The organism is Bdellovibrio sp. 22V (assembly GCF_030169785.1).
Classification (GTDB): domain Bacteria; phylum Bdellovibrionota; class Bdellovibrionia; order Bdellovibrionales; family Bdellovibrionaceae; genus Bdellovibrio.
The window spans coordinates 1,412,258-1,431,898 of record NZ_CP125854.1 but is presented as its reverse complement, the minus strand read 5'-3'; the positions used below and the strand labels follow the sequence as shown (position 1 = coordinate 1,431,898).

Genomic DNA, 19,641 nt, shown 5'->3' with positions numbered 1-19,641 from the left:
ATGAACGCAGTAGTAAAAGCTTTTAGTTTCGTGATCGCTCTCGCTGTTGTGGCAGGTTGCTCTTCGGAGTCCTCCACAAACATGCTGACTCCAAAAGGCGTTATCCCGAAAGAAGAAGTCTCTGAAAAACCAAAAGACTTCACGGTATTCACTCCGAAGGTTGATATCTTGTTTGTGATCGACAGCTCGGGCAGTATGGATTTTGCGCAACAAAATTTGAGCCGCAATGCTTTCCAGTTTGCTGATGCGATCTCAAAGGTTTCTTTCCTTGATTACCATATTGGTGTGTTGACGACGGATATGGATGACTGCCGTGACCATTGCGGTCGTTTGGTGGGTTATCCAACTTACGTTGAAAAATCGACAGTGGACAAGGTCGGTATTCTTTCCCGTAAAATGCTTGTCGGCACAAACGGAAGCGCGTCTGAAGAAATGTTCGGACCTGTTGTGGCAGCTTTGTCTCCGGGGCTAGAGAACAGTTTCAACAAAGGCTTCTACCGTCAAGACGCGTTCTTGGCTGTGATCTTCATCACGGATGCGAAAGATCAGTCGAATTATTCTCCCCAAGATCTTCTGCACTTCTTGAATACGAAGAAAGCCGATCCAAATCGCGTTTTGGGTTACGGTGTGATCCGTACTCTAGCAGAGGAACAAATCTGTGATTCTTCCGAAGACTTGGATTCAAAACTGGAAGAGTTCCTGGCATCTGTCGTTAACGGCGACAAAATGCAAAAGAATATTCTGAGTCTTTGTACTCCGGACTACGGCGTGAAATTGGCGGAGTTCGCGAAGGACATTATTCGCAGAACGGCAGGCGCGGTAAAGTTGAACCGCGTTCCCAATGAAAAGACGATCAAAGTTTCTTACGGCACGCAGGTGATTCCAAACAGTTTGACGAAAGGGTGGGTCTACCAACCTTCAACAAACTCAATTCTTCTTTCTGAAGGCATTGAATGGGTGGATCAGGGGCCAAACGTTGGACTCGCTATCGACTTTGAAGCGATCGACGTCAAAGACTAAGAAAAAGGTACCAGGTGCCTTTTTTCCCACGCAAAAAAAGGGCTTCTTACGAAGCCCTTTTTTATTTCCTAGTAAAGATAGATAAATTCGGGAGACGCATTCACGTCACGATAGACGATTCCCGTAACCATGTCTCCCGGTTTCACGTTGCATGAAGTGATCACGCCGAAAGAACTCACCTCGTCGATATCAAGAGGACATTGATAAGAAGGGTTGAGCTGCCATGCTCCTGTCCACGCCAGTTTCACACGGCATTGACCGTTTTCAAGAGATTCAACTGACGCAGCCGTTGCGATCATTTGCGCTTCCAACTGTGTGCAAGCATAAGCAGAAACTGCTGAATTTGAGAGCAAAACAGCCATAGCAATCACGAGCTTTTTCATGGATTTTTCTCCTCTTTTTTAAAGATGGCTCCTTGTAGCACAGGCGGGCGGCGAAGTTCTTTAAGAATCCGTTAGTATTGGGGAAGCGAGGAAAACTTACCTAAGTGTCGAATAAATAAAGTGATTTTGCAGAGCTTGTGGACAAGGTTTGGTTCGAGCAGAGACTCTAATAACTCATCGCGAAGGCTGCTCGAAATATTTCATTGATATTAGGCACTTAGCAATGTTTTATAGGGGATAGTTAGGACAGCAATTTTACTTTTCTGGAGGGAGACTTATGCACCAGAATGTAAACACGGAAAAACAATCATCAACTTCCACGATTCCGCAAAAGTTCGTGTACTTCTTTGCGGCGGGAGAATCTGAAGGCAATGCAGGAATGAAGAACATTCTTGGCGGTAAAGGTGCGAACCTCGCTGAGATGACGTCTCTTGGAATTCCGGTACCTCCAGGCTTTACAATCTCAACTGAAATCTGCACGCACTTCTATGAAGCCGGCGGCAAACTTCCTGAATGGGTTCGTCCTGCAGTGACTGCGGCGATGGCAAAGGTGGAAGCAAAGATCGGCAAAAAATTCGGTGACGTGAGCAACCCTCTTCTGGTTTCAGTTCGCTCAGGAGCCCGTGCTTCAATGCCAGGTATGATGGACACGATCCTCAACTTGGGTTTGAACGACCAAACGGTAGAAGGACTTGCGAAGTCTTCTAACAATCCACGTTTTGCGTGGGACTCTTATCGTCGTTTCATCCAAATGTATTCGGATGTTGTGATGGGTATGAACTCGTCTCTTCTTGAAGTGACACTGGAAGATCTTAAAGAAGAAAAACACTACAAGCTTGATACGGACATGACTGTCGACGATTTGAAACTTCTTGTGAAGAAGTTCAAAGACCTTGTTCACCAAATGACAGGTCAATCATTCCCGACAGATCCTTGGGAGCAATTGTGGGGCGCGGTTTCCGCTGTATTCCACTCTTGGAACACACCTCGGGCGATTACTTACCGTGAACTTCACAACATCCCAGCAAGCTGGGGAACGGCTGTGAACGTGCAATCAATGGTCTTCGGTAATATGGGTGATGATTCTGCAACGGGTGTAGCGTTTACACGCAATCCATCGACTGGTGAAAAAGCATTCTTCGGTGAGTTTTTGATCAACGCTCAAGGTGAAGACGTTGTGGCGGGTATTCGTACTCCGCAACCGATTACAAAAGTCGCGGCGGCGGCAGCGGGAGTGCCATCTTTGGAAGAAGCTTTACCGCAAGCTTACGCGCAACTTGTTGATATTTACAAAAAACTTGAAGCCCACTACCGCGACATGCAAGACATCGAATTTACGATTGAGCGTGGCGTTTTGTGGATGCTGCAAACTCGTAACGGCAAAAGAACAGCGGCTGCCGCTTTGAAAATTGCCTGTGACATGATCGACGAAAAGTTGATCACAGAAGAAGAAGCATTGCTTCGTCTTGAACCACAAGCTTTGGACCAGCTTCTGCATCCGACCTTGGATCCAAAAGCGCAAAAAACTTTGTTGGCGAAAGGTCTGCCAGCGTCTCCAGGCGGCGTGAACGGTCAAATCGTATTCACATCTGAGGAAGCGGTCGAGTGGAAAGAGCAAGGTAAGAAAGTTATTCTTGTGCGTATTGAAACTTCTCCTGAAGACATTGCCGGTATGGTGGCAGCTCAGGGGATCTTCACAACTCGCGGTGGTATGACGTCGCATGCGGCGGTGGTCGCGCGCGGTATGGGTAAATGCTGTGTCGCTGGTTGCGGCGAAGTCGAAGTCGATTATCGCAACGAAACGATGAAAGTGAAAGGCTACGTTCTTAAGAAGGGCGATGTGATCACTTTGGACGGTTCAACGGGTGAGGTGTTCCTTGGTGAAGTTAAAACCATCGAACCAAAACTTGACGGCAACTTCGAACGTATCATGAAGTACGCGGATCAAGTGCGTAAATTAAAAGTTCGCACGAATGCGGATACTCCGAAAGATGCGCAAACAGCGCGTAACTTTGGGGCGGAAGGAATCGGTCTTTGCCGTACAGAGCACATGTTCTTCGGTGCGGATCGTATCGATGCCGTTCGTGAAATGATCATTGCTGACAATAAAACAGAGCGCGAAAAAGCGTTGGTTAAACTTTTGCCAATGCAAAGAGACGACTTCTATCAACTCTTCAAAATCATGGACGGTTTGCCAGTAACAATTCGTCTTTTGGATCCTCCTCTTCACGAGTTCGTTCCGCACACGGATGAAGAGACCAAAGAGTTGGCGAAACGTTTGGATACGGATTATGAACGTCTTCGCTCTAAAGTGAAGTCTTTGCATGAGTTCAATCCAATGCTAGGTCACCGTGGTTGCCGTTTGGCGATCACATATCCAGAGATCTATCAAATGCAAGTGCGCGCGATTGCAGAAGCGGCTTGCATGTTGATCGGTGAAGGCAAAAAACTAACTCCGGAAATCATGATTCCGCTTGTGGCGACGGATAAGGAATTGAATATCCTGCGCCATCTTGCGATCAATGAAGTTAAAAAAGTTCAGGCAGAGAAGAACGTAAAGTTCGACTACCTTGTCGGTACAATGATCGAGCTTCCTCGTGCGGCGATCACAGCAGACGCTATTGCTGAGCACGCGGACTTCTTCAGCTTCGGAACGAACGATTTGACTCAGACAACGCTGGGACTTTCTCGTGATGATTCCGGTCGTTTCCTGGGTTCATACGTGTCTTCCGGCATTTTGCCGAAAGATCCGTTTATGTCGATTGATCAAGTGGGCGTGGGCTCTCTTGTTAAAACGGGTACAGACCTTGGCCGTCGTACAAAACCTGACTTGAAAGTCGGTGTGTGCGGTGAACATGGTGGTGATCCGGATTCAATTGAGTTCTTCCACCGCGTAGGTTTGGATTACGTTTCTTGTTCTCCATTCCGCGTGCCAATTGCAAGATTGGCGGCAGCGCGCGCGGCTTTGATGGGCAAGAAAATTCACTAGTTCTTAAAAGGTGCCAGGTCCTGTTTCTTGTTCGAACGCGTCAAGAAACAGGACCTGGCACCCACGACCGCCCTGGCGTTCATTCAGATCTCCCACAAGCTTAGGTCCTTTATCGGAGAGGAGCTGACTCCAGATCAGTGAACCAAAAAGATAAGAGCGCGCTCCTTCAGGCCATGTGGGTATCACTTCGTTGGCTTGGGCGATGTCGTAGCTAAGGAAGGTTTGTTCATCGACCATCGCGCGAATCGTCGCATCTTGAAAATAAGAGCGCAGCCGCCCATGCCGGCTCAGACGCGTCTCCATTTCGACCGCAAGCCCTTCTTTCCACCATTGTGGCAAAAGAATATTCGGTGCGATGATGTTTCCAAAAATGGAACGCAAAGGCTTCATCACTCCGTTCGCCGGTTCAAAATTGAGAATATGAGTGTATTCGTGCGCTAGAAGTTCAAACGCCCAATCGCCTGTATCTGCGAGACTCTCTTCAGGTCCCGGCAAAACCGGGTAAGCCATAATGTGCGGATATGGGATTCGTGTGGCATACCCGTTTGTGATGTCGGTTTTGTCGTTTATAATAACGACTGTCTTTTCTGGAAGTGAGTGAAAGTAAGCTCGCAGCTCGGAGTAGGCTTTCTCTAATTTTTCAGCGTAAAGGAGACCAAGGTCCTGCTGCTTGGCATTAAAAATGATTTCGAAGTGAGGCGTCTTGAGAGTCTTCCATTCCAGCTCGGGAGGAACTTCAAGTTGCGCGCGTGATACGAGAGAAAAAAAGAGAATTGAACAGAAAAATAGAAAGCTGTGACTCAGATGTTTTTGCATAAATTCTCAAAGCCGTACAGCAACGCAACATCAATTCGGAAATCAAAAGTTTGACAATGAGCTGCTATAAATTAAAGTTTTTATTTGTAAATGATAACTATAGGATCTTCATAGGAGGACATCATGCTTCGTAAATTAGCTCTTGGTCTTGTTGCTTGCGCCCTAGTTGCCGGTTGCAAAGGAAAACAAACTCAATCTGACCAATCCATCGAAACAATGCCAGCAGGCGGACAACAGTCTACGGCTATCGACTCTGCTCCATTGAGCTATGATCCAATGGGATCTGACTCTGGAAAAATTGCGGGTCTTGTGACAGTTCACTTCGGTTATGATAAATCGAGCCTTGATGCTTCCGCGAAAAAAGATATCGCGACAAACGTTGAGTGGATGAAAGCAAATCCATCAGCTAGAGTGCAAATTGAAGGTCACTGCGATTCTCGTGGTACAATCGAGTACAACGTAGCATTGGGTGAAAGACGCGCTAATGCAGTTAAAGCTTACATGGTCAGCCTTGGAATTCCTTCTGAGCGTTTGAGCGTGATCAGCTACGGTAAAGAAAAACCTATCGAGATGGGTGACACTGAAGCAGCATGGGCGAAAAACCGCCGTGCGAACTTTGTTCCTGCTCAGTAATTTTTTAGTTAAGAAAGGGTGCGAGTGAGACTCCAAAGAATTTTCATCGGAATTTTACTTTTCACGGTGATCGTTGGTTGTCAAACAGTTCCCGCACCCATTGAGGACTATTCCCTCGCGCGAGCCGCTTTAGATGCGGCTCGTTCCGTTCAAGCGGCTCGACATTCCCCCGGTTACTGGCATCAGGCGGAGGAAGCTTATCGTAAGGGCCGCATCTATTTTGAAGATCGTGATTATTCTAAAGCCAAAGAACAGTTTGTCCGTGCGCGAATGGCGGCGGAAAAAGCTGAAAACTCAGCGCGTTTGATTCGTCAAAAAACGGGAGATATTTTATGAAGTTGATCATCGTCCTTGCCTCTACGGCACTTCTTCTTACGGGATGTTTGAAAACGCGCAATGAAGTTCGGGAAAACGAGCAACGCCAGGTGATGCAACAGCAAGTGGTCACTTTGCAAAGATCCAATGCTGACGTGTCCAACCGTTTTGCCGATCTTGAAGAACAAATGCGCCATCTTAATGGCCGTGTCGACGTGGTTGAAAACCGCGTGGGCCAAAACACTTCTGGTGCAGAAAACGCCTTGAAATCGGCGCACCAACAAAACGCCGAACTCAACCAGAAGGTTCAACTGTTGCAAGAAGCTCTGACGAAAATGGAGAGCCAGATTTTCGCACTGAACGCTCAAGTGAATGCTTTAAACGCCGCAAAAGCCGCGGATACAGCGGAAAGATCCGCGCGTTCAGCAAAGAAAAACGTCTATGAAGTGGCCGAAGATTTCTTTGACAAGAAAGACTGGAAACAGGCGATCTTGAATTATCAGAAATACCGTGACGACAGCCCGAAAGGTTCAAAGTTCGCGGATGCGACTTATAAAATCGGAGTTTCCTTCCAAGAATTAGGGATGCGCGACGAAGCAAAGACCTTTTACGACGAAGTTGTGAGTAAGTTTCCAAAATCTGAAGAGGCTCGTCGTGCTAAGATACGCCTCAAAGGAATGAAAAAATAATCCGTGATTGAACGTGTTCTTTCTATTGAAACCAGTTGTGATGATACCTCTGTCGCGATCGTAGATCGTCACGGGTTGGTACACTCTGTCGTTTCCGCCTCGCAAGATCTGGAACATGAACTTTACGGAGGGATTGTTCCTGAAATCGCTGCTCGTAATCACTCCATCGCTTTAATTCCTCTTATTGAAGAAGCTTTTAAAAAAGCCGGTATGAACTGGAATGACGTGCAAGGTATCGCCGTCACCAATCGTCCTGGTCTGGTCGGAGCTTTGATTGTTGGTCTCGTGACGGCAAAATCTTTGGCGCAAGCGAAGAAGCTGCCGTTCCTGGGTGTGAATCACTTGGAAGGTCATCTCTTAGCGCCTTTTTTGAAAGACGCCCAGCACGCTCCGCCGGAAGATTTCGGTTATCCTTACGTGGGACTTGCAATCAGTGGCGGTCACACCAGTCTTTATCAAATTAAAGGCCTGGGTGAATATCGCATTTTAGGCGCGACGAAAGATGATGCTGCCGGCGAATGTTTTGATAAATTCGCGAAGATGGCGGGCCTCGGTTTTCCAGGCGGTGTGCGTGTGGATCAACTTGCGAAAACGGGAAATCCAGAAGCTTTCGAATTTCCCCGCAGCATGATTCACGACGACACTTTTGATATGAGCTTTTCAGGTTTGAAATCCGCAGGGCAAAGAATGATCGAGCAGTTGGGACCGGAACTTGTGCAAGAACAGCTTCCTGATTTATGCGCTTCTTTTCAAGAAGCCATCGTCGATGTCCTGATAGCAAAATTAGACAGAGCCGCAAAAGTATTCCGCTCGCAAAGAGTCATTCTAACCGGGGGAGTGAGTGCGAACTCGCGCTTGCGTGCCCGTGCGGAAGAATGGGCTCAGAAAAAGGGTCTGCGTTTGGTGATTCCTCCTCTTCGTTATTGCACAGACAATGCGGCGATGGTCGGTTACGTCGGCGCACTTCGTATGGCTCGCGGTGAATTTTCAAATATTGATCTCGGCCCTTCTCCTCAAGCACTTGCATCGGATTTTAAATGAGCCAAGCCAGAGAACGTTTAGAGAAGACTCTCCAAGAGTTGGGGATTCTTGCGAAAAAATCTTTAGGACAGAACTTTCTTGTCAGTGATAAAGTCATCGAACGCATTATCATGCAGGTGAAAGAGTTTGCTCCCGAGCAACTCGTTGAAGTGGGGCCAGGCCCCGGCGCTTTGACATACTTTCTGCGCCAAATGAATCTGCCGTTGCAGTTGATCGAACTTGACCGCGAAATCGCGGCTTACTGGCGCGAACAGGGATTGCCGGTTATTGAAGAAGATGCTTTGCGCCTGGATTGGTCGCAGTTTTACTCCGACAAAAAATTAGTTTTCGTCAGCAATCTTCCGTATCAGATTTCGTCCAGCATCGTGATTGAGCGTTCGTTGGAAGAAAACGGGCCGCAGCATATGGTGCTGATGTTTCAAAAAGAAGTGGCGCAAAGAATTCGTGCGGCGGCAAAGACCGAGCATTACGGACTCTTAAGTGTGATCGCGCAGACTTTCTGGAAAACCGAAATGGTGACAGAGGCGGGGCCTCGCGACTTCTTGCCGGCACCCAAAGTGGCCAGCCGGGTTTTGGCTTTTTCCAAGATTCCGAGCGAAGTAAAAAACCGCCAGGCCTTTCTTACATTTGTAAAGGCAGGATTTGCTCAGCGCCGAAAACTGCTCAAATCAAATTTATCTGGTCTTTTGCATCAAAAAAAGCTAACTGAAGAGCAGCTTATTGGCTGGCTGGCCGAGCTGGGTTTCAAAGAAACGGCTCGCGCTGAGGAACTCAGTCCCCAACAGTTTGTGAAGTTGTACAAGCACTTCGGATTTGAAGCATGAGTATTTTGATTGTTCAAGAGAACAAAAAAGCCCGATTCGATTATACGATCGTAGAAACCTACGAAGCGGGGCTTGTGCTTATGGGCAGTGAAGTGAAGTCTTTGCGTAACAAAGACGTGCAGCTCAAAGATTCATATATTTCCTTTCGTGGCGACGAGGCCTTCTTGCAGAACGCGCACATCGCGGAATACAAAGCTTCGAGTTACAACAATCACGCGCCCGAGCGTCTTCGTAAACTGCTTTTAAATCGTAAAGAATTGGAAGAGATTTACGGAGCCCTTCGTGAGAAGGGTTACTCTTGCGTGCCATTGAAAATCTATTTTAAGAATGGCCGCGCAAAATTAGAGATTGCTTTGGTGAAGGGCAAAAAAACCCACGACAAGCGTGAGGCGATTAAGAAACGCGACGTTTCTGATCAAATTCGCTCAACTCTACGACGCTCTCGTTAGAAATAAATTCTTCTTTGATTCCCAGACGCGCGCGTTTTTCTGATAGCAAGTGCTTCCAGGCCGCGTAAGCTTCCCGGTTTTGCGGATCAATGCTGAGTTTTTCTAAAAGCTTCAATTCCATTTCCGTATTAGCTTTTAAAGAGCGATAGAAATAATCGTAAGTCATCGCCAAGTCACGGAAGTCATCTTCTTCCGGCAAGTGATAGTCCGGAATATGCCATTGTCCCAGCATCAATTGGTGCATGTGGCGCTCCATCGTAATCAATGGAGAAAGAAGATTTTTCGTCATACGGATACTTAAGAACAACGTCACACCCATCAGGAAGACAAAGCTCGCCGCAAGGAAAATGCGCAACCATGTGATCTCTCTTTCAAGATGCTCTACAAGATGCGGGTGCGTATCGTAAGCAAGACCTTTGAAGAGTTCGTAGTTTTGATTGATAAAGAAAAAAGACGGCAGAAGAAATAAAATCGCACCGCCAGCCACAGCAGTGATCATGTACCAGCAGTATTTATACTGAAACGCTTTGTTCAAGATAAAGCGTTGAGGACTTTGTCCTTGGGGCACGCGTTGGGGTTCAATAACTCTTCGACCATATAACATATAGATCCTTATCGGTGGGTTGAGTTTTCGGTAGAGTCCAATTATTCTCAAAAGCAGACATACTCGACTTCGCGCAGGAGATTTTTCATGAACTTAGCACGACTTAAAGCCGTCATTGCGAGCCCAGGCCAAAATACAAAGACTTTGTTTCTGTGTGTGTTGAGCGTGCTTGTCGTGAGTGGAAATGTTTGGGCCAATGATGACACGACTTTGGTCGATGACAAATACTCTTTGAAAGCGGACCGGGAAGCATTAGAAAAACTCCGCAAAGATATCCCCGCCGAAAGACAGAAAGAGAACGACGAAAAAGCGTTTATGGATCAGATGATGGCGGATTTTTCCCGCTCTCCTGGTGAAGTCCGCAATAAATTCAGCAGTATCGTGAATAAGAAAAGAGAACTGTTCAGCAAAGACATGAATAAACAACGCGAACAGTTTAATAAAACTCAAAAGAAAGAGCGCGAGGAATTCACTAAAGAACAAGCCGAAGCGCGCAAGTCTTTCGCAAAAAAGAAGTCGGACTCGGATGAGCGCAAAGAATTCTTTGACGACCTCGATGCGAAACGAAAAGACTTCTATGCCGATCAAAAAGAAAAGCGCGACGAGTTTGAAGCCAACATGCGTGACAAGCGAAAAGACTTTGACGATTACATGCGCGCGAAAAACGACGAGTTCAATCAATTGCACCGCGATTATTCAAAACGCTATGACGAGAATAAAAAAGCTCAAGCAGATTTGAAAAAACAAGCCGAGCAAAAAAGAAAAGATCTGCAGAAAAAATTGGACGCTGAATACGAACCTATCCGCAAAAAAGACCCGACAGTTTTAGCACCCGAAATGTCCGAATAAGAAAAAGGTACCAGGTACCTTTTTCCCACTTAGTTTGAAACGATGTTTCCCTGAACCGAGATAAAGACTTTGTATCCGCCGTTGGTTTTCGCAGAAAGTTTGTTGGTGTAGTTTCCTGTCGCACTTTCCACCGAGTAGCCGTTGCCTGTAGGCGCCGCCGCCGAAGAACCTGAGACGAAACCCGTAAGCTGGGCTTTTTGCATTTTGACTTCCGGAGCCATGCCTTCCGCCAATTGTTCCAATGACACTTCCATCGAACACCCCGCAAGGGTGCCGCCTAAGAAAGCCAATACAAGAACATTCCGTAAAGCCATAGGTTTTCTCCGTCCTTTAACTTATCGGTTGGGGCGGGGGTCCTCTAAAGAGCGAGACCGTCTCAAAATAAGACTCTCTATGAGCTGTAATCCTGGGAAAAGGTACCAGATACCTTTTCTTACTTTGTGGGGCGTTTGAAGACGTCTTTGTGGATTTCCATCGTGATCGCGAAAAGTTTGTTTTCGATGATTGCAGGAAGGGGGGTGAATTCAATGCCGAAGGTTTGGATGACTTTATTGCCTTCGTCGACTTTGATATGACGAACAACCCCTTGGATTTCAATCGGAGCGCGTTTGCCAATGACAAGATGACCGGTGACTTGGTCGCCGGTTTTCATTAAGGGCGCATCCAAGCGATAGACCACCTTACAGCCTTGACTGCTTAAGTCCGCAAGTTGGCCGATGATTTTTTGCGGATTCGCGTTCACAAGAATAATATTATAGAAAGCTTGGTAGCCTTCGGGAATTCTCACGCGATAATTTTGGCGGCGTTGCAGATGATAAAGCTCTTTCGGAAGCGGGACGATCACTTTGCCTTGGTGGATTTGCGTGACGCTTTGAAAGTAGTATTTTTCTCCGCCAAGAAAGAAATGTCCCAGGTATTCCTCTTGCGGTTTTAAAGTCGTGGGTGATTCAAAAACACACTCAAGAGTTTGCGATTTCGAATTATAAAAACTCACACGCAATTTACAGACAGCATCTTCTTGGCCTTTGCAAAGAAGCTCTCCTTTGGCTTGAGCTAAGTCATTCCAAAGTTTCGCTTTCTCTTCTTCGCGACCAATCAGGGTGAAGATGTCTTTATCCATACAGTGACCTCGTGCTTGTTGTGGTGCAGGTGCTGAATGTGTGCGCCGTCCATTTGCAAAAACTTTTTAAGAGTCGCAAAATCGGTCTTACCCTGAAATTTTATCGTGCAAACGAAGTTCGAGCAAAGTCCTGAACTTTGCCACATCTTTACAAGTTCGAGAAGTTTCTCGGGATAGCAGATGATATCGGAAAAGAACCAATCAATGGCCCCAATGTCCTCGGGCTTCACATTGAAAGCGTTGGTCTTCATAAAATGCACGCGAGGCAGTTTTTCAATATGCGGCTCCAGCGGGGCTCGATCGATACTGATCACCTCACAGCCGACCTGTTGCAACACCCATGTCCATCCTCCAGGACAACTGCCGAAGTCGACGACTTTTTGTCCTGGTTGAGGTTTCACTCCGTAAACCGTGAAAAGCTCCCACAGTTTTAAATAGGCGCGTGAAGGCGGATTTTTTTTATCTTCATGAAACTTCACTTCGCCCAATGGAAAAGGGGAGTTGGTTTTCGCGGAAGCCAGTAAGGTATTTTTGTCGAGCAAAGTCCAAGCACCGATATTATTCTCGGGCAGGGGAGCAAGAAACTCCACCACACGAGGTTTCAAAACCGGAAGCTGTTCTTGAATCAGCTGAGCCCGACGGTGATTGTCGAATGTGTAAGGAGCCCAGAGTTTGCCGAGAGCCTTGAGAGCTTTTGCCGCCTGGCTGATGGACTCGAAAGGAATGATTTCACAGTCGAACCAAATGTTTTGGGCCCATACAGAGGTCTGCACGGGCCCATCAGTGAGAACCAGGCTTCCATGGACTGAACGAACGTTTTTTAGTTCTTCAAGAAGCTCTGGGAGAAATTGTTCTGACGTAAGATAAGCAATCACGCTGCCTTAACTGCCACAGCTGGAGTCAGAAGTCCACGATTGTTCCAAGTCGTCATACATTCAGACCAGAACTTTTCTTTGATCTTCATTTCCGCAGGGCCCATTTTGATTTTGGGGAAATCCTGCTTATCGAAGTGAGCAGTGAATTGTTCTTCGTTGCATGCGCGCACAACTTTTAACATCAAATTGAAGTGGGCTTCTGAGAACGGCTTGTTATCAACAAGCATTTTTCTGAGACCGGCCTCTGGAGTATGAAGTAAGAAGTTATAGAGGTTCGGTACATCATATTGTTGACTCATTTTGAGACTCCCTTTTTGTTTGTTGCATTCACATTATCGGTCGACATCGCGGGGAGCTTGAACCCTTCTGCCAGACCATCGTCTGAAGAGTGACTGAACAATAATTTTTCAGTTTATCTCGACTTTACCTTTTTCCAGAAAAAGTCCGGAAAAAAGGTCCAGGTAAAGTCTAGGACGTCTTAAGTCTTAAGACCTTGCTCCGATCTAGCGGGCATGAACAAACAAACAAACAAAACCAACATCTTGATGGCCTTCGTAGTAACAACAATCGTTTCTCAACAGACTTTCGCCATGGCGAAAAGACCGGTTCAAGAAACTCAACCAAAACCTCCGACAACGACGCCAACGAATCCGACGACGCCTCCTCCGGCACGGGAACCTGCGGCAGTGACAGACTCTATCACTCCGGAAGGTTTCGATGTGTTCAATGAAGTGGCGTACCCTGTGGGTGGCATTGTAGATAACACTTTTAAATCTTATCGTGAACTTTTGCCGGTCAGAAATGCGCAAGAGTCTCATCGCACAGACAGCTGTGACGTGAACACGGAAGGAAAAGATCGTTTCGCAGATCGCATCGCTTACGCGGTGGAACTTAAGATGCAACCTTCCAAAGCGCAATTGGGTTATGTCTCTTCTTATTTCAACTTAAATAAAGATGCGAACACTTACTTGCCGAACAGTTTGATTTCACATCCAATGTGTAACGTGACGTCTTCGACACTGAATACGACATTGGCTGGAAAGAATGTTCCTTCTGCAGCGACTATCAAAAAAGCAAATCAGTTCGTGGATAAGATGAATGAATACCGTCGTGAAGCCTTGGCTGGAAACCGTGAAGGCTATGTCAAAGCTTCGAAGCTTTGGTCTAAATTCATGATGTGTTTGTCTTACCAAGAATCTTTGACGACAGCGGATACAGCAGCGGCGCAAAGAGCGGCAGCGAAGTATGCACCTTCAGGTTACCGTCGTCCAGCAGGTGTTAATTTCTATGAAGATCCGTATCAAGACGCCGCTTCAAGATTGAATATCGGTTTGTTCCAATTCACTCCGAACTCTGGCGGTAACATCCAATCTTGTATCCGCGAGTGGAACGTCCTTTATCCAAAATGCACGATCGCAACGAATGCAAGTCAGGCAGAGATGATCCGTGTTGTCGGAAGCTCTTTGCAAACTTTCAATGCCTTCTGTGCGGCTGCAAAGGTTACGGGTATGTTTGCGGTGCAAGTGAATACGTCTAAATCGGTGAACACGCATCCTGCGAACGTGACATCCAACGGATTGAAATTGCCGACAGAGCGTTGTGTGACTCCGTTCTTTGGCAGCAAGTCTTACAACCACTTCGGCCCATTCCAAAACTCTATGGGCGACACGATGGGAAATATTTTGTCCTGTACTTTGAACGGCGAGCACTGATCACAATAAGAAATGCCGTGATAAAAAAAAAGCCCTGCGTGTGCAGGGCTTTTTCTATTTTAAGATTTCTGTCCTAGTTTTCCGATCACTTTGATCATTCTTTCGAACACGCTATTGATTTGTTCTTTTTCTGCATTGCTGAACTCAGACCAGAAGTGGCTGATGCGTTCATGATAGAGCGGCTGAATTTTATTGCAGACTTCGTGACCTTTCTCCGTCAGAAGAATCACGAAAGAACGACCGTCTTTCTCGTGAGTCGTGCGTTTGACGATGTCCGCTTTTTCGAGGCTGTTGATCAAACCGGAAATCGTCGCTTGCGTTACGCCCACTTTCTGCGCCATCTCCGAAGGCATTAAACCTTGAGGAGTATGTCTTTGCAAAAGCAGCATCAATGCAAAACGTCCTGACGAAAGGCTGTATTGAGAAAAGAAAGCATCTAAGTTGATTTCCAGATCTGTCGTCACTTTGCGAAACAAGATGTGAGAGTACAATGTGAGGTGATCGAGATCTGGATATAGAAGAGCAGCATTTTTTTGGAGTTCTTCGCGACTCGGAATTTCCGTAAAGAACAATTTTGCCATACGTTCTCCAATTCTAGACTCTGATTAAGCTTCCTTAGGATTTTAGTTATGGCGTTAAAAAAGCGCAAGAAAAAGGACGCACTTTTTGATAGGAAAAACGCGAATTTAAAAACGAAATGAAAAGAAGATGAGAATAAGTAGGAACTCTGGATGAGTTGTGAAAGAACGGTAAAGAAATCACCGTTCTTTCACGCAGAAAAATCGAAATTACTCGAGAGTGTAAACGATTGCTTTCACGTAGTCTTTGCCAGTCAATGCGTTCTTCAAGCAAGAACGTGAAGGCTCGAAAGTCGCAGTGTCTTTAGAGATGTTTGCGAAAGTGATCAAGATAACGCCGTTGAATGCTTCACCGTGAACGTCACACTTGTCAGTTTTCAATCTCAACACGCGACCTTGGCTTACTGGAATCTCGCCAGCCGTTGTGTACTTGATAGCGCAAGAATAGAAAGATCTAGGCTTTGTTGTGTCTTGGTCGCCCATGTTTGAAAGACATGTGTCGTAAATTTCTGGAACTTCTCTTTCAACAGCGATCACGTTACCAACTTTGCGATCCGCAGCGTTTGCAGAGAACGCAACAAACATTGAAGCTAAAACAAAAAACATTTTCATAGATTCCTCCATCGGAAATATTGACAGACATAGCCTTTCACCTTTTGTTATAGCTTCAAGCCTTAAGGCGCTGTGTCTACAACAAATCTAATACGCCGGCTTCCATTTGTTCTCTAAGGGGCGCCTTTTTGATTCAATTTGTCTATCCCTGCTTGAGCGCACTGATCGTCCAAAGGACCGCCTGGTGCACCACCCACGCCAATAGCACCAACGACGATATTATTAATTCGTATGGGAATACCTCCACCGAGCAAGAGAAAGCCGTCAATCTGCCCTAGGTTCTGAGCGGTGGGATTGCTTTGCGAAGTCGCCAACATTGCACTGGTAGGCTGTTTGGCGGAGGCCGATGTGTAAGCCTTGCGACGGCTGGCATCCAGCGTATGCGGCCCGGCTGCTTCGTTCCGCAAAGTAACTTTGGTGTCGCCGGAAGCATCGACAACGGTCGCTGCAACGGCATAACCTTTTGAAGCGCAGTTTTCCACGGCCGCTTGTGCGATAATCAGCGCCGCATCCATGGTGATGTTTTTTTCGTCGACGGTCGCAGCGTTTGCTCCGACAGAAAACAGAGTCGTTATTAGTAACGCGTAAGATTTATTCATGAGCCCTCCTCTGGGTAAGAGGTTCTCATCCTAAATTCTTCCCGGAGTCGGGCAAATGCTACTTCGTTGTTTTTAGACAGGGTCCGGATGAGTGACGATGAGAGCGCGGTCTTTCATCGCAACCATCGTGTGTTCAAATTGAGCGGTGCGATGTTCTTTGCCGGCAACCAGCGTCCAATTGTCAGGCTCTTCATCAACGAAGCGAGCACCCGTCGAAAGAAAAGGCTCAATGGTAATAACGTGGCCTTCTTTCAGACGACGTTTATCCGCTTTATCAAAGTAACTGGCGATAAACTTGGGCTCTTCATGCAAACCGCGACCGACACCATGACTGCCGAGGTTCTCAATCACGGTGTAACCGTGCTCCTTCGCCACTTTTTCAATGTTGTAACCGATGACGTTGATAAGCTCTTGCGCTTTTACAGCCGCGATCGCCGCATTCAATGCTTTGCGAGTGGCATCCAGCAGGCGTTGATCTTCGCTGCGGCCCGGAGGCTGGACAATGAACGAACCACCGTTGTCAGCGTAATAGCCGTTCAACTCCGCCGACACGTCGATATTGATCAGATCGCCTTTTTGAATTTTTTTGTTAGATGGCACGCCATGGGCCACTTCATGATTAAGGCTGATGCAATTATAGCCCGGGAAGTTGTAAGTGAGCATAGGGCCGGATCTTGCACCATGCAGTTCAAGAAACTTACCGCCGATTTCATCGAGCTCTTTTGTCGTCATGCCAGGTTCCATGGAGCGAGCCATGTGTTGCAGGCAATTAGCGACAATCTTTCCGATTTTTTTAAGACCTTCGAGGTCGGCTTCTGTCTTTACGATCATGATGCGCCAGTTATACACTCAAAGAGGTGGAAAAAGCCAACGATCAGAAATTTATTCTTAAGAAAAAAGCCGCGGGGAAACTTTTACCTGCCGTTTCTGTCATGGATAATAAGGCCTCCCGAGGACGAAGCTTGCTTCTGGCAGGAAGCGCGGAATATCCCGGAGCCGGCATCTTAGCGGCGAAAGCAGCCCTGCGCATGGGAAGCGGCTATGTCACCTTGGCGCAAAAGAATATTTCTGTCTCCTCGTTAGAGAATCCCGATTTTTTACTGTGCGATTTAGCGAAAACTTCTTGGGAAGATTTAAAATTCGACAGCGTTCTTGTCGGACCGGGCTTTGGCGTGAACTCTGTGACAGCAGAGATTGTTCGTCGTCTCAAAGAAAAAAAAATTGCAAAAGTGATTCTCGATGCTGATGCGATCACCGTCTGTGCGCAGGAAAACATCTTTCCTTTGCCACCGACGTGGATCGTGACTCCACATACAGGAGAGCTCGCGCGATGCCTGCATGTCAGTGCCGAAGAAATCAACTCAGATCGCAGGACCTTCGCCCGCAAAGCGCAGGAACTTTTTCAATGTGTGGTCCTTCTGAAAGGGCACCGCACATTGATCGCAAACTCGCGGCATACCTATACTATTTCTTCGGGGAATGCGGCCTTGGCAAAATCGGGAACAGGGGACGTGTTGGCGGGAATTATCACGGCTTTAAGAGCACAGGGCCTGGCGCCAACAAAAGCCGCTTTATTGGGGGCCTATGTTCACGGAGCCACAGCCAATTTATGGGCTTCGCGGCAAAAAGATCTGCTTTCGATGACGGCCTCGGATGTAATCGAATATATTCCAGATGTGCTCTATAAGCTGCGCCATCAGGGTTGAAATTTCTACTAAGGCGTGTCACCGACCCAACCTTGACTTTCCTTTTTGAGCCGCAACAGGTACAAGCTCCCGAAACAAGGGGAGAATCCTAATGAAATCAGGGCTTTTGGTTGCCGCGCTCGTGTCTTTGACCTTTGCTGCTCATGCACAAACTTCGACAACAACTCTTTCCACTCCAGCGACGTCTGTTTCTGAAGTGGCGACACAAGAAACATCGATCAAAGCGACAGATGTTCTTAAAAACAAAAAGTTCGAAGACGACAGAGACATCACGGATTCAAAATTGAAAGCGGACTCGGGATCTCTTTCCCGTTACTCTTTGAAATTCTCTTTATCTTATTTCGGTCCACCGATCGGTGATCTTTCAAATCCAAAACAACCAAATCCAGATGGCTCTATCGGTAACAACGATACGGCAGTCAGCGGTTCTATCAGTGGTCGTTACCGTTTCGACAGCAAAAGTGCTTTGAGTTTGGGAACAGGTATCAGCGCCTTGACGCCTTTCCACGGATCAAAACGCACCGACGTAAAAACACCTTTCGTTAACTACGACCGCAACGCAAGATTGGGTAACGTACAAATGAGAAACTCTTACGGAGTTTCCATCACGACAGTTCAAGAATATTTGGATGTCGGTCAGTACGCGACTCTTGGCTACGACAACTCTCTTGTTTACAACATGGGAACTTCCGGTTTCGCAGTCGGCTTGGACTCAAGCATCAGTTATTTCATGTACAATAGAGACTACGAAAAGAAAGACCGCACAGCAGGCCGTTACTACGTCGGCTTCTATCCGCAAGTGAAGTACAACTTCTCTGACAAATTCAATATGTACACGTCCCTCGCTATGGGCTTCACAAACCCAAGAAGCTTGGACAACGAATGGGCTATGCTCAACAGAACACTCAGCCAGCGCCTCGGCGCCGGCATGGCCTTCACAAGAGACATCTATTTCTCAACATTTCTCAACTTCTACCCAAAAGAATTGAGAACAGAATCCACAACAATCTCCTTCAACACAGTTTTCTCAATCCTCTAAAAGGTGCCTGCTTCTTTTTTCTGGCTACAGCGCAGAAAAAAGAAGCAAAGCAAAAGAGCGCATGAATCCCATGCGCTCTTTTTTTATTTCGAACTCTCATAAACAACAGAACCTCAGGCGTCTTTGCTGCACCCTCGCCAGAAAAAAGAACCAGGCACCTTTTCCTCTTTTCCTTCCCGCGACAAATTTGCCTTAATAAAATCCAGCCAGATTCTGTTTTTATCTTTATACGGATTCGATCGAAGAGTGGATTTGGGATCTTAACGAGTTGGGGTTGGAAGAGGCTTAGGCATGGGAGCACGAAGGTCGCCTTTGCCGGCGCCACGATGGCGCGAACCGCACGAAGTGCGGCGGCGATTGAGCCCGGATGGCGTGCGACCGCAGCTGCTACTAGGACTAAGCCTCTTCCAACCCCAACCCTCGTTCGAAGAAACCGACTCCAGGGCTCGGGACGAAGCCCGGAAAAAGAAAAAACCAGAACTCCTTGCAGTTCTGGTTTTTATTAATCACCAATATTTAAATTAGAAGGGTTAAGGTGGCCCCGTCTCCGGGTGTAGAGTCAATTCACGAATCTCCTGAGAAAGTATCAATTCGTGACGTGCTACATTTGATTTCGCCATTCAAGGCTCCTTTCATTCAAGGTAGTAAGCTTATCGGCTGGACCTTTGGAGAGTTGAGCGACTTTTTCAAAATTCTTTAAAAACTTGCACGATTCCTAGTTTGAAACGGGAAGTGTCAAACAGAAATGCACACCTATAATCACATGTAATAGAGACTGAAATTGTCTC

23 protein-coding genes are annotated in these 19,641 nt (G+C 46.8%); 12 read left to right on the top strand and 11 right to left on the bottom strand.

Annotated elements, in window-relative coordinates; all coding sequences use genetic code 11:
* Positions 1-1,020: a VWA domain-containing protein gene (locus tag QJS83_RS06955; protein ID WP_284608444.1), complete on the top strand. Its 1,020-nt coding sequence runs from the start codon at positions 1-3 to the stop codon at positions 1,018-1,020.
* Positions 1,021-1,088: 68 nt separating this feature from the next.
* Here QJS83_RS06955 and QJS83_RS06950 read toward each other — a convergent pair whose 3' ends face one another.
* The gene (locus tag QJS83_RS06950; RefSeq protein WP_284608443.1) at positions 1,089-1,403 is read right to left on the bottom strand and encodes a hypothetical protein; all 315 of its coding nucleotides are present in this window, start codon (positions 1,401-1,403) and stop codon (positions 1,089-1,091) included.
* 277 nt (positions 1,404-1,680) lie between these two features.
* Here QJS83_RS06950 and ppdK point away from each other — a divergent pair, with 277 nt between their 5' ends.
* Complete coding sequence (gene ppdK / locus QJS83_RS06945; protein WP_284608442.1) at positions 1,681-4,392, top strand: pyruvate, phosphate dikinase; 2,712 nt, start codon at positions 1,681-1,683, stop codon at positions 4,390-4,392.
* Positions 4,393-4,395: 3 nt separating this feature from the next.
* Here the strand turns inward: ppdK and QJS83_RS06940 are convergent, their stop codons facing one another.
* The gene (locus tag QJS83_RS06940; RefSeq protein WP_284608441.1) at positions 4,396-5,208 is read right to left on the bottom strand and encodes a hypothetical protein; all 813 of its coding nucleotides are present in this window, start codon (positions 5,206-5,208) and stop codon (positions 4,396-4,398) included.
* Positions 5,209-5,331: 123 nt separating this feature from the next.
* On the opposite strand from QJS83_RS06940, the gene pal reads away from it, so the two are divergent.
* The 6 genes from pal to smpB are packed head-to-tail and all read left to right on the top strand — an operon-like array spanning position 5,332 to position 9,159.
* Positions 5,332-5,841: a peptidoglycan-associated lipoprotein Pal gene (pal, locus tag QJS83_RS06935; RefSeq protein ID WP_284608440.1), complete on the top strand. Its 510-nt coding sequence runs from the start codon at positions 5,332-5,334 to the stop codon at positions 5,839-5,841.
* 24 nt (positions 5,842-5,865) lie between these two features.
* The gene (locus QJS83_RS06930; RefSeq protein WP_284608439.1) at positions 5,866-6,177 is read left to right on the top strand and encodes a DUF4398 domain-containing protein; all 312 of its coding nucleotides are present in this window, start codon (positions 5,866-5,868) and stop codon (positions 6,175-6,177) included.
* On the top strand, positions 6,174-6,845 hold the full coding sequence (locus QJS83_RS06925; RefSeq protein WP_284608438.1) for a tetratricopeptide repeat protein: 672 nt from the start codon (positions 6,174-6,176) through the stop codon (positions 6,843-6,845). Before QJS83_RS06930 ends, QJS83_RS06925 begins: the two co-directional genes overlap by 4 nt.
* Before the next feature lie 6 nt (positions 6,846-6,851).
* Complete coding sequence (gene tsaD / locus QJS83_RS06920; protein ID WP_470287793.1) at positions 6,852-7,886, top strand: tRNA (adenosine(37)-N6)-threonylcarbamoyltransferase complex transferase subunit TsaD; 1,035 nt, start codon at positions 6,852-6,854, stop codon at positions 7,884-7,886.
* The gene (gene rsmA, locus QJS83_RS06915) at positions 7,883-8,710 is read left to right on the top strand and encodes a 16S rRNA (adenine(1518)-N(6)/adenine(1519)-N(6))-dimethyltransferase RsmA (protein ID WP_284608436.1); all 828 of its coding nucleotides are present in this window, start codon (positions 7,883-7,885) and stop codon (positions 8,708-8,710) included. The genes tsaD and rsmA overlap by 4 nt, the downstream gene beginning before the upstream one ends.
* Positions 8,707-9,159, top strand: coding sequence for an SsrA-binding protein SmpB (smpB, locus tag QJS83_RS06910; protein ID WP_284608434.1), 453 nt, complete (start codon positions 8,707-8,709; stop codon positions 9,157-9,159). Before rsmA ends, smpB begins: the two co-directional genes overlap by 4 nt.
* Here the strand turns inward: smpB and QJS83_RS06905 are convergent.
* A complete protein-coding gene (locus QJS83_RS06905) occupies positions 9,104-9,763 on the bottom strand; it encodes a hypothetical protein (protein ID WP_284608432.1) in 660 nt (219 codons plus the stop codon). The genes smpB and QJS83_RS06905 overlap by 56 nt on opposite strands.
* An 87-nt stretch (positions 9,764-9,850) precedes the next feature.
* Here QJS83_RS06905 and QJS83_RS06900 point away from each other — a divergent pair, with 87 nt between their 5' ends.
* On the top strand, positions 9,851-10,612 hold the full coding sequence (locus QJS83_RS06900; protein ID WP_284608430.1) for a hypothetical protein: 762 nt from the start codon (positions 9,851-9,853) through the stop codon (positions 10,610-10,612).
* Between the two features lie 29 nt (positions 10,613-10,641).
* Here the strand turns inward: QJS83_RS06900 and QJS83_RS06895 are convergent, their stop codons facing one another.
* From QJS83_RS06895 to QJS83_RS06880, 4 genes are all read right to left on the bottom strand, one after another.
* Positions 10,642-10,926, bottom strand: a complete 285-nt coding sequence (locus tag QJS83_RS06895; RefSeq protein WP_284608428.1) for a hypothetical protein — start codon at positions 10,924-10,926, stop codon at positions 10,642-10,644.
* A gap of 119 nt (positions 10,927-11,045) precedes the next feature.
* Complete coding sequence (locus tag QJS83_RS06890; protein ID WP_284608426.1) at positions 11,046-11,732, bottom strand: flagellar brake protein; 687 nt, start codon at positions 11,730-11,732, stop codon at positions 11,046-11,048.
* Entirely contained in the window at positions 11,708-12,607 is a 900-nt protein-coding gene (locus QJS83_RS06885) for an SAM-dependent methyltransferase (RefSeq protein WP_284608425.1), read from the bottom strand. Before QJS83_RS06885 ends, QJS83_RS06890 begins: the two co-directional genes overlap by 25 nt.
* Complete coding sequence (locus tag QJS83_RS06880; protein WP_284608424.1) at positions 12,604-12,906, bottom strand: hypothetical protein; 303 nt, start codon at positions 12,904-12,906, stop codon at positions 12,604-12,606. Before QJS83_RS06880 ends, QJS83_RS06885 begins: the two co-directional genes overlap by 4 nt.
* Before the next feature lie 213 nt (positions 12,907-13,119).
* Here QJS83_RS06880 and QJS83_RS06875 point away from each other — a divergent pair, with 213 nt between their 5' ends.
* Positions 13,120-14,319 (top strand): hypothetical protein, encoded by a 1,200-nt coding sequence (locus QJS83_RS06875; protein ID WP_284608423.1) that lies wholly within the window; start codon positions 13,120-13,122, stop codon positions 14,317-14,319.
* Between the two features lie 59 nt (positions 14,320-14,378).
* On the opposite strand, the gene QJS83_RS06870 is transcribed toward QJS83_RS06875, so the two are convergent.
* The 4 genes from QJS83_RS06870 to map form a co-directional block, all read right to left on the bottom strand.
* Positions 14,379-14,900, bottom strand: a complete 522-nt coding sequence (locus QJS83_RS06870; protein ID WP_284608422.1) for a MarR family winged helix-turn-helix transcriptional regulator — start codon at positions 14,898-14,900, stop codon at positions 14,379-14,381.
* 207 nt (positions 14,901-15,107) lie between these two features.
* The gene (locus QJS83_RS06865) at positions 15,108-15,509 is read right to left on the bottom strand and encodes a hypothetical protein (protein ID WP_284608421.1); all 402 of its coding nucleotides are present in this window, start codon (positions 15,507-15,509) and stop codon (positions 15,108-15,110) included.
* Between the two features lie 113 nt (positions 15,510-15,622).
* Complete coding sequence (locus QJS83_RS06860) at positions 15,623-16,108, bottom strand: GlcG/HbpS family heme-binding protein (RefSeq protein ID WP_284608420.1); 486 nt, start codon at positions 16,106-16,108, stop codon at positions 15,623-15,625.
* Between the two features lie 72 nt (positions 16,109-16,180).
* The gene (gene map / locus QJS83_RS06855; RefSeq protein ID WP_284608419.1) at positions 16,181-16,939 is read right to left on the bottom strand and encodes a type I methionyl aminopeptidase; all 759 of its coding nucleotides are present in this window, start codon (positions 16,937-16,939) and stop codon (positions 16,181-16,183) included.
* Between the two features lie 26 nt (positions 16,940-16,965).
* On the opposite strand from map, the gene QJS83_RS06850 reads away from it, so the two are divergent.
* On the top strand, positions 16,966-17,814 hold the full coding sequence (locus QJS83_RS06850) for an NAD(P)H-hydrate dehydratase (RefSeq protein ID WP_284608418.1): 849 nt from the start codon (positions 16,966-16,968) through the stop codon (positions 17,812-17,814).
* Between the two features lie 91 nt (positions 17,815-17,905).
* A complete protein-coding gene (locus tag QJS83_RS06845; RefSeq protein ID WP_284608417.1) occupies positions 17,906-18,853 on the top strand; it encodes a hypothetical protein in 948 nt (315 codons plus the stop codon).
* The last annotated feature ends 788 nt before the right edge of the window (positions 18,854-19,641 follow it).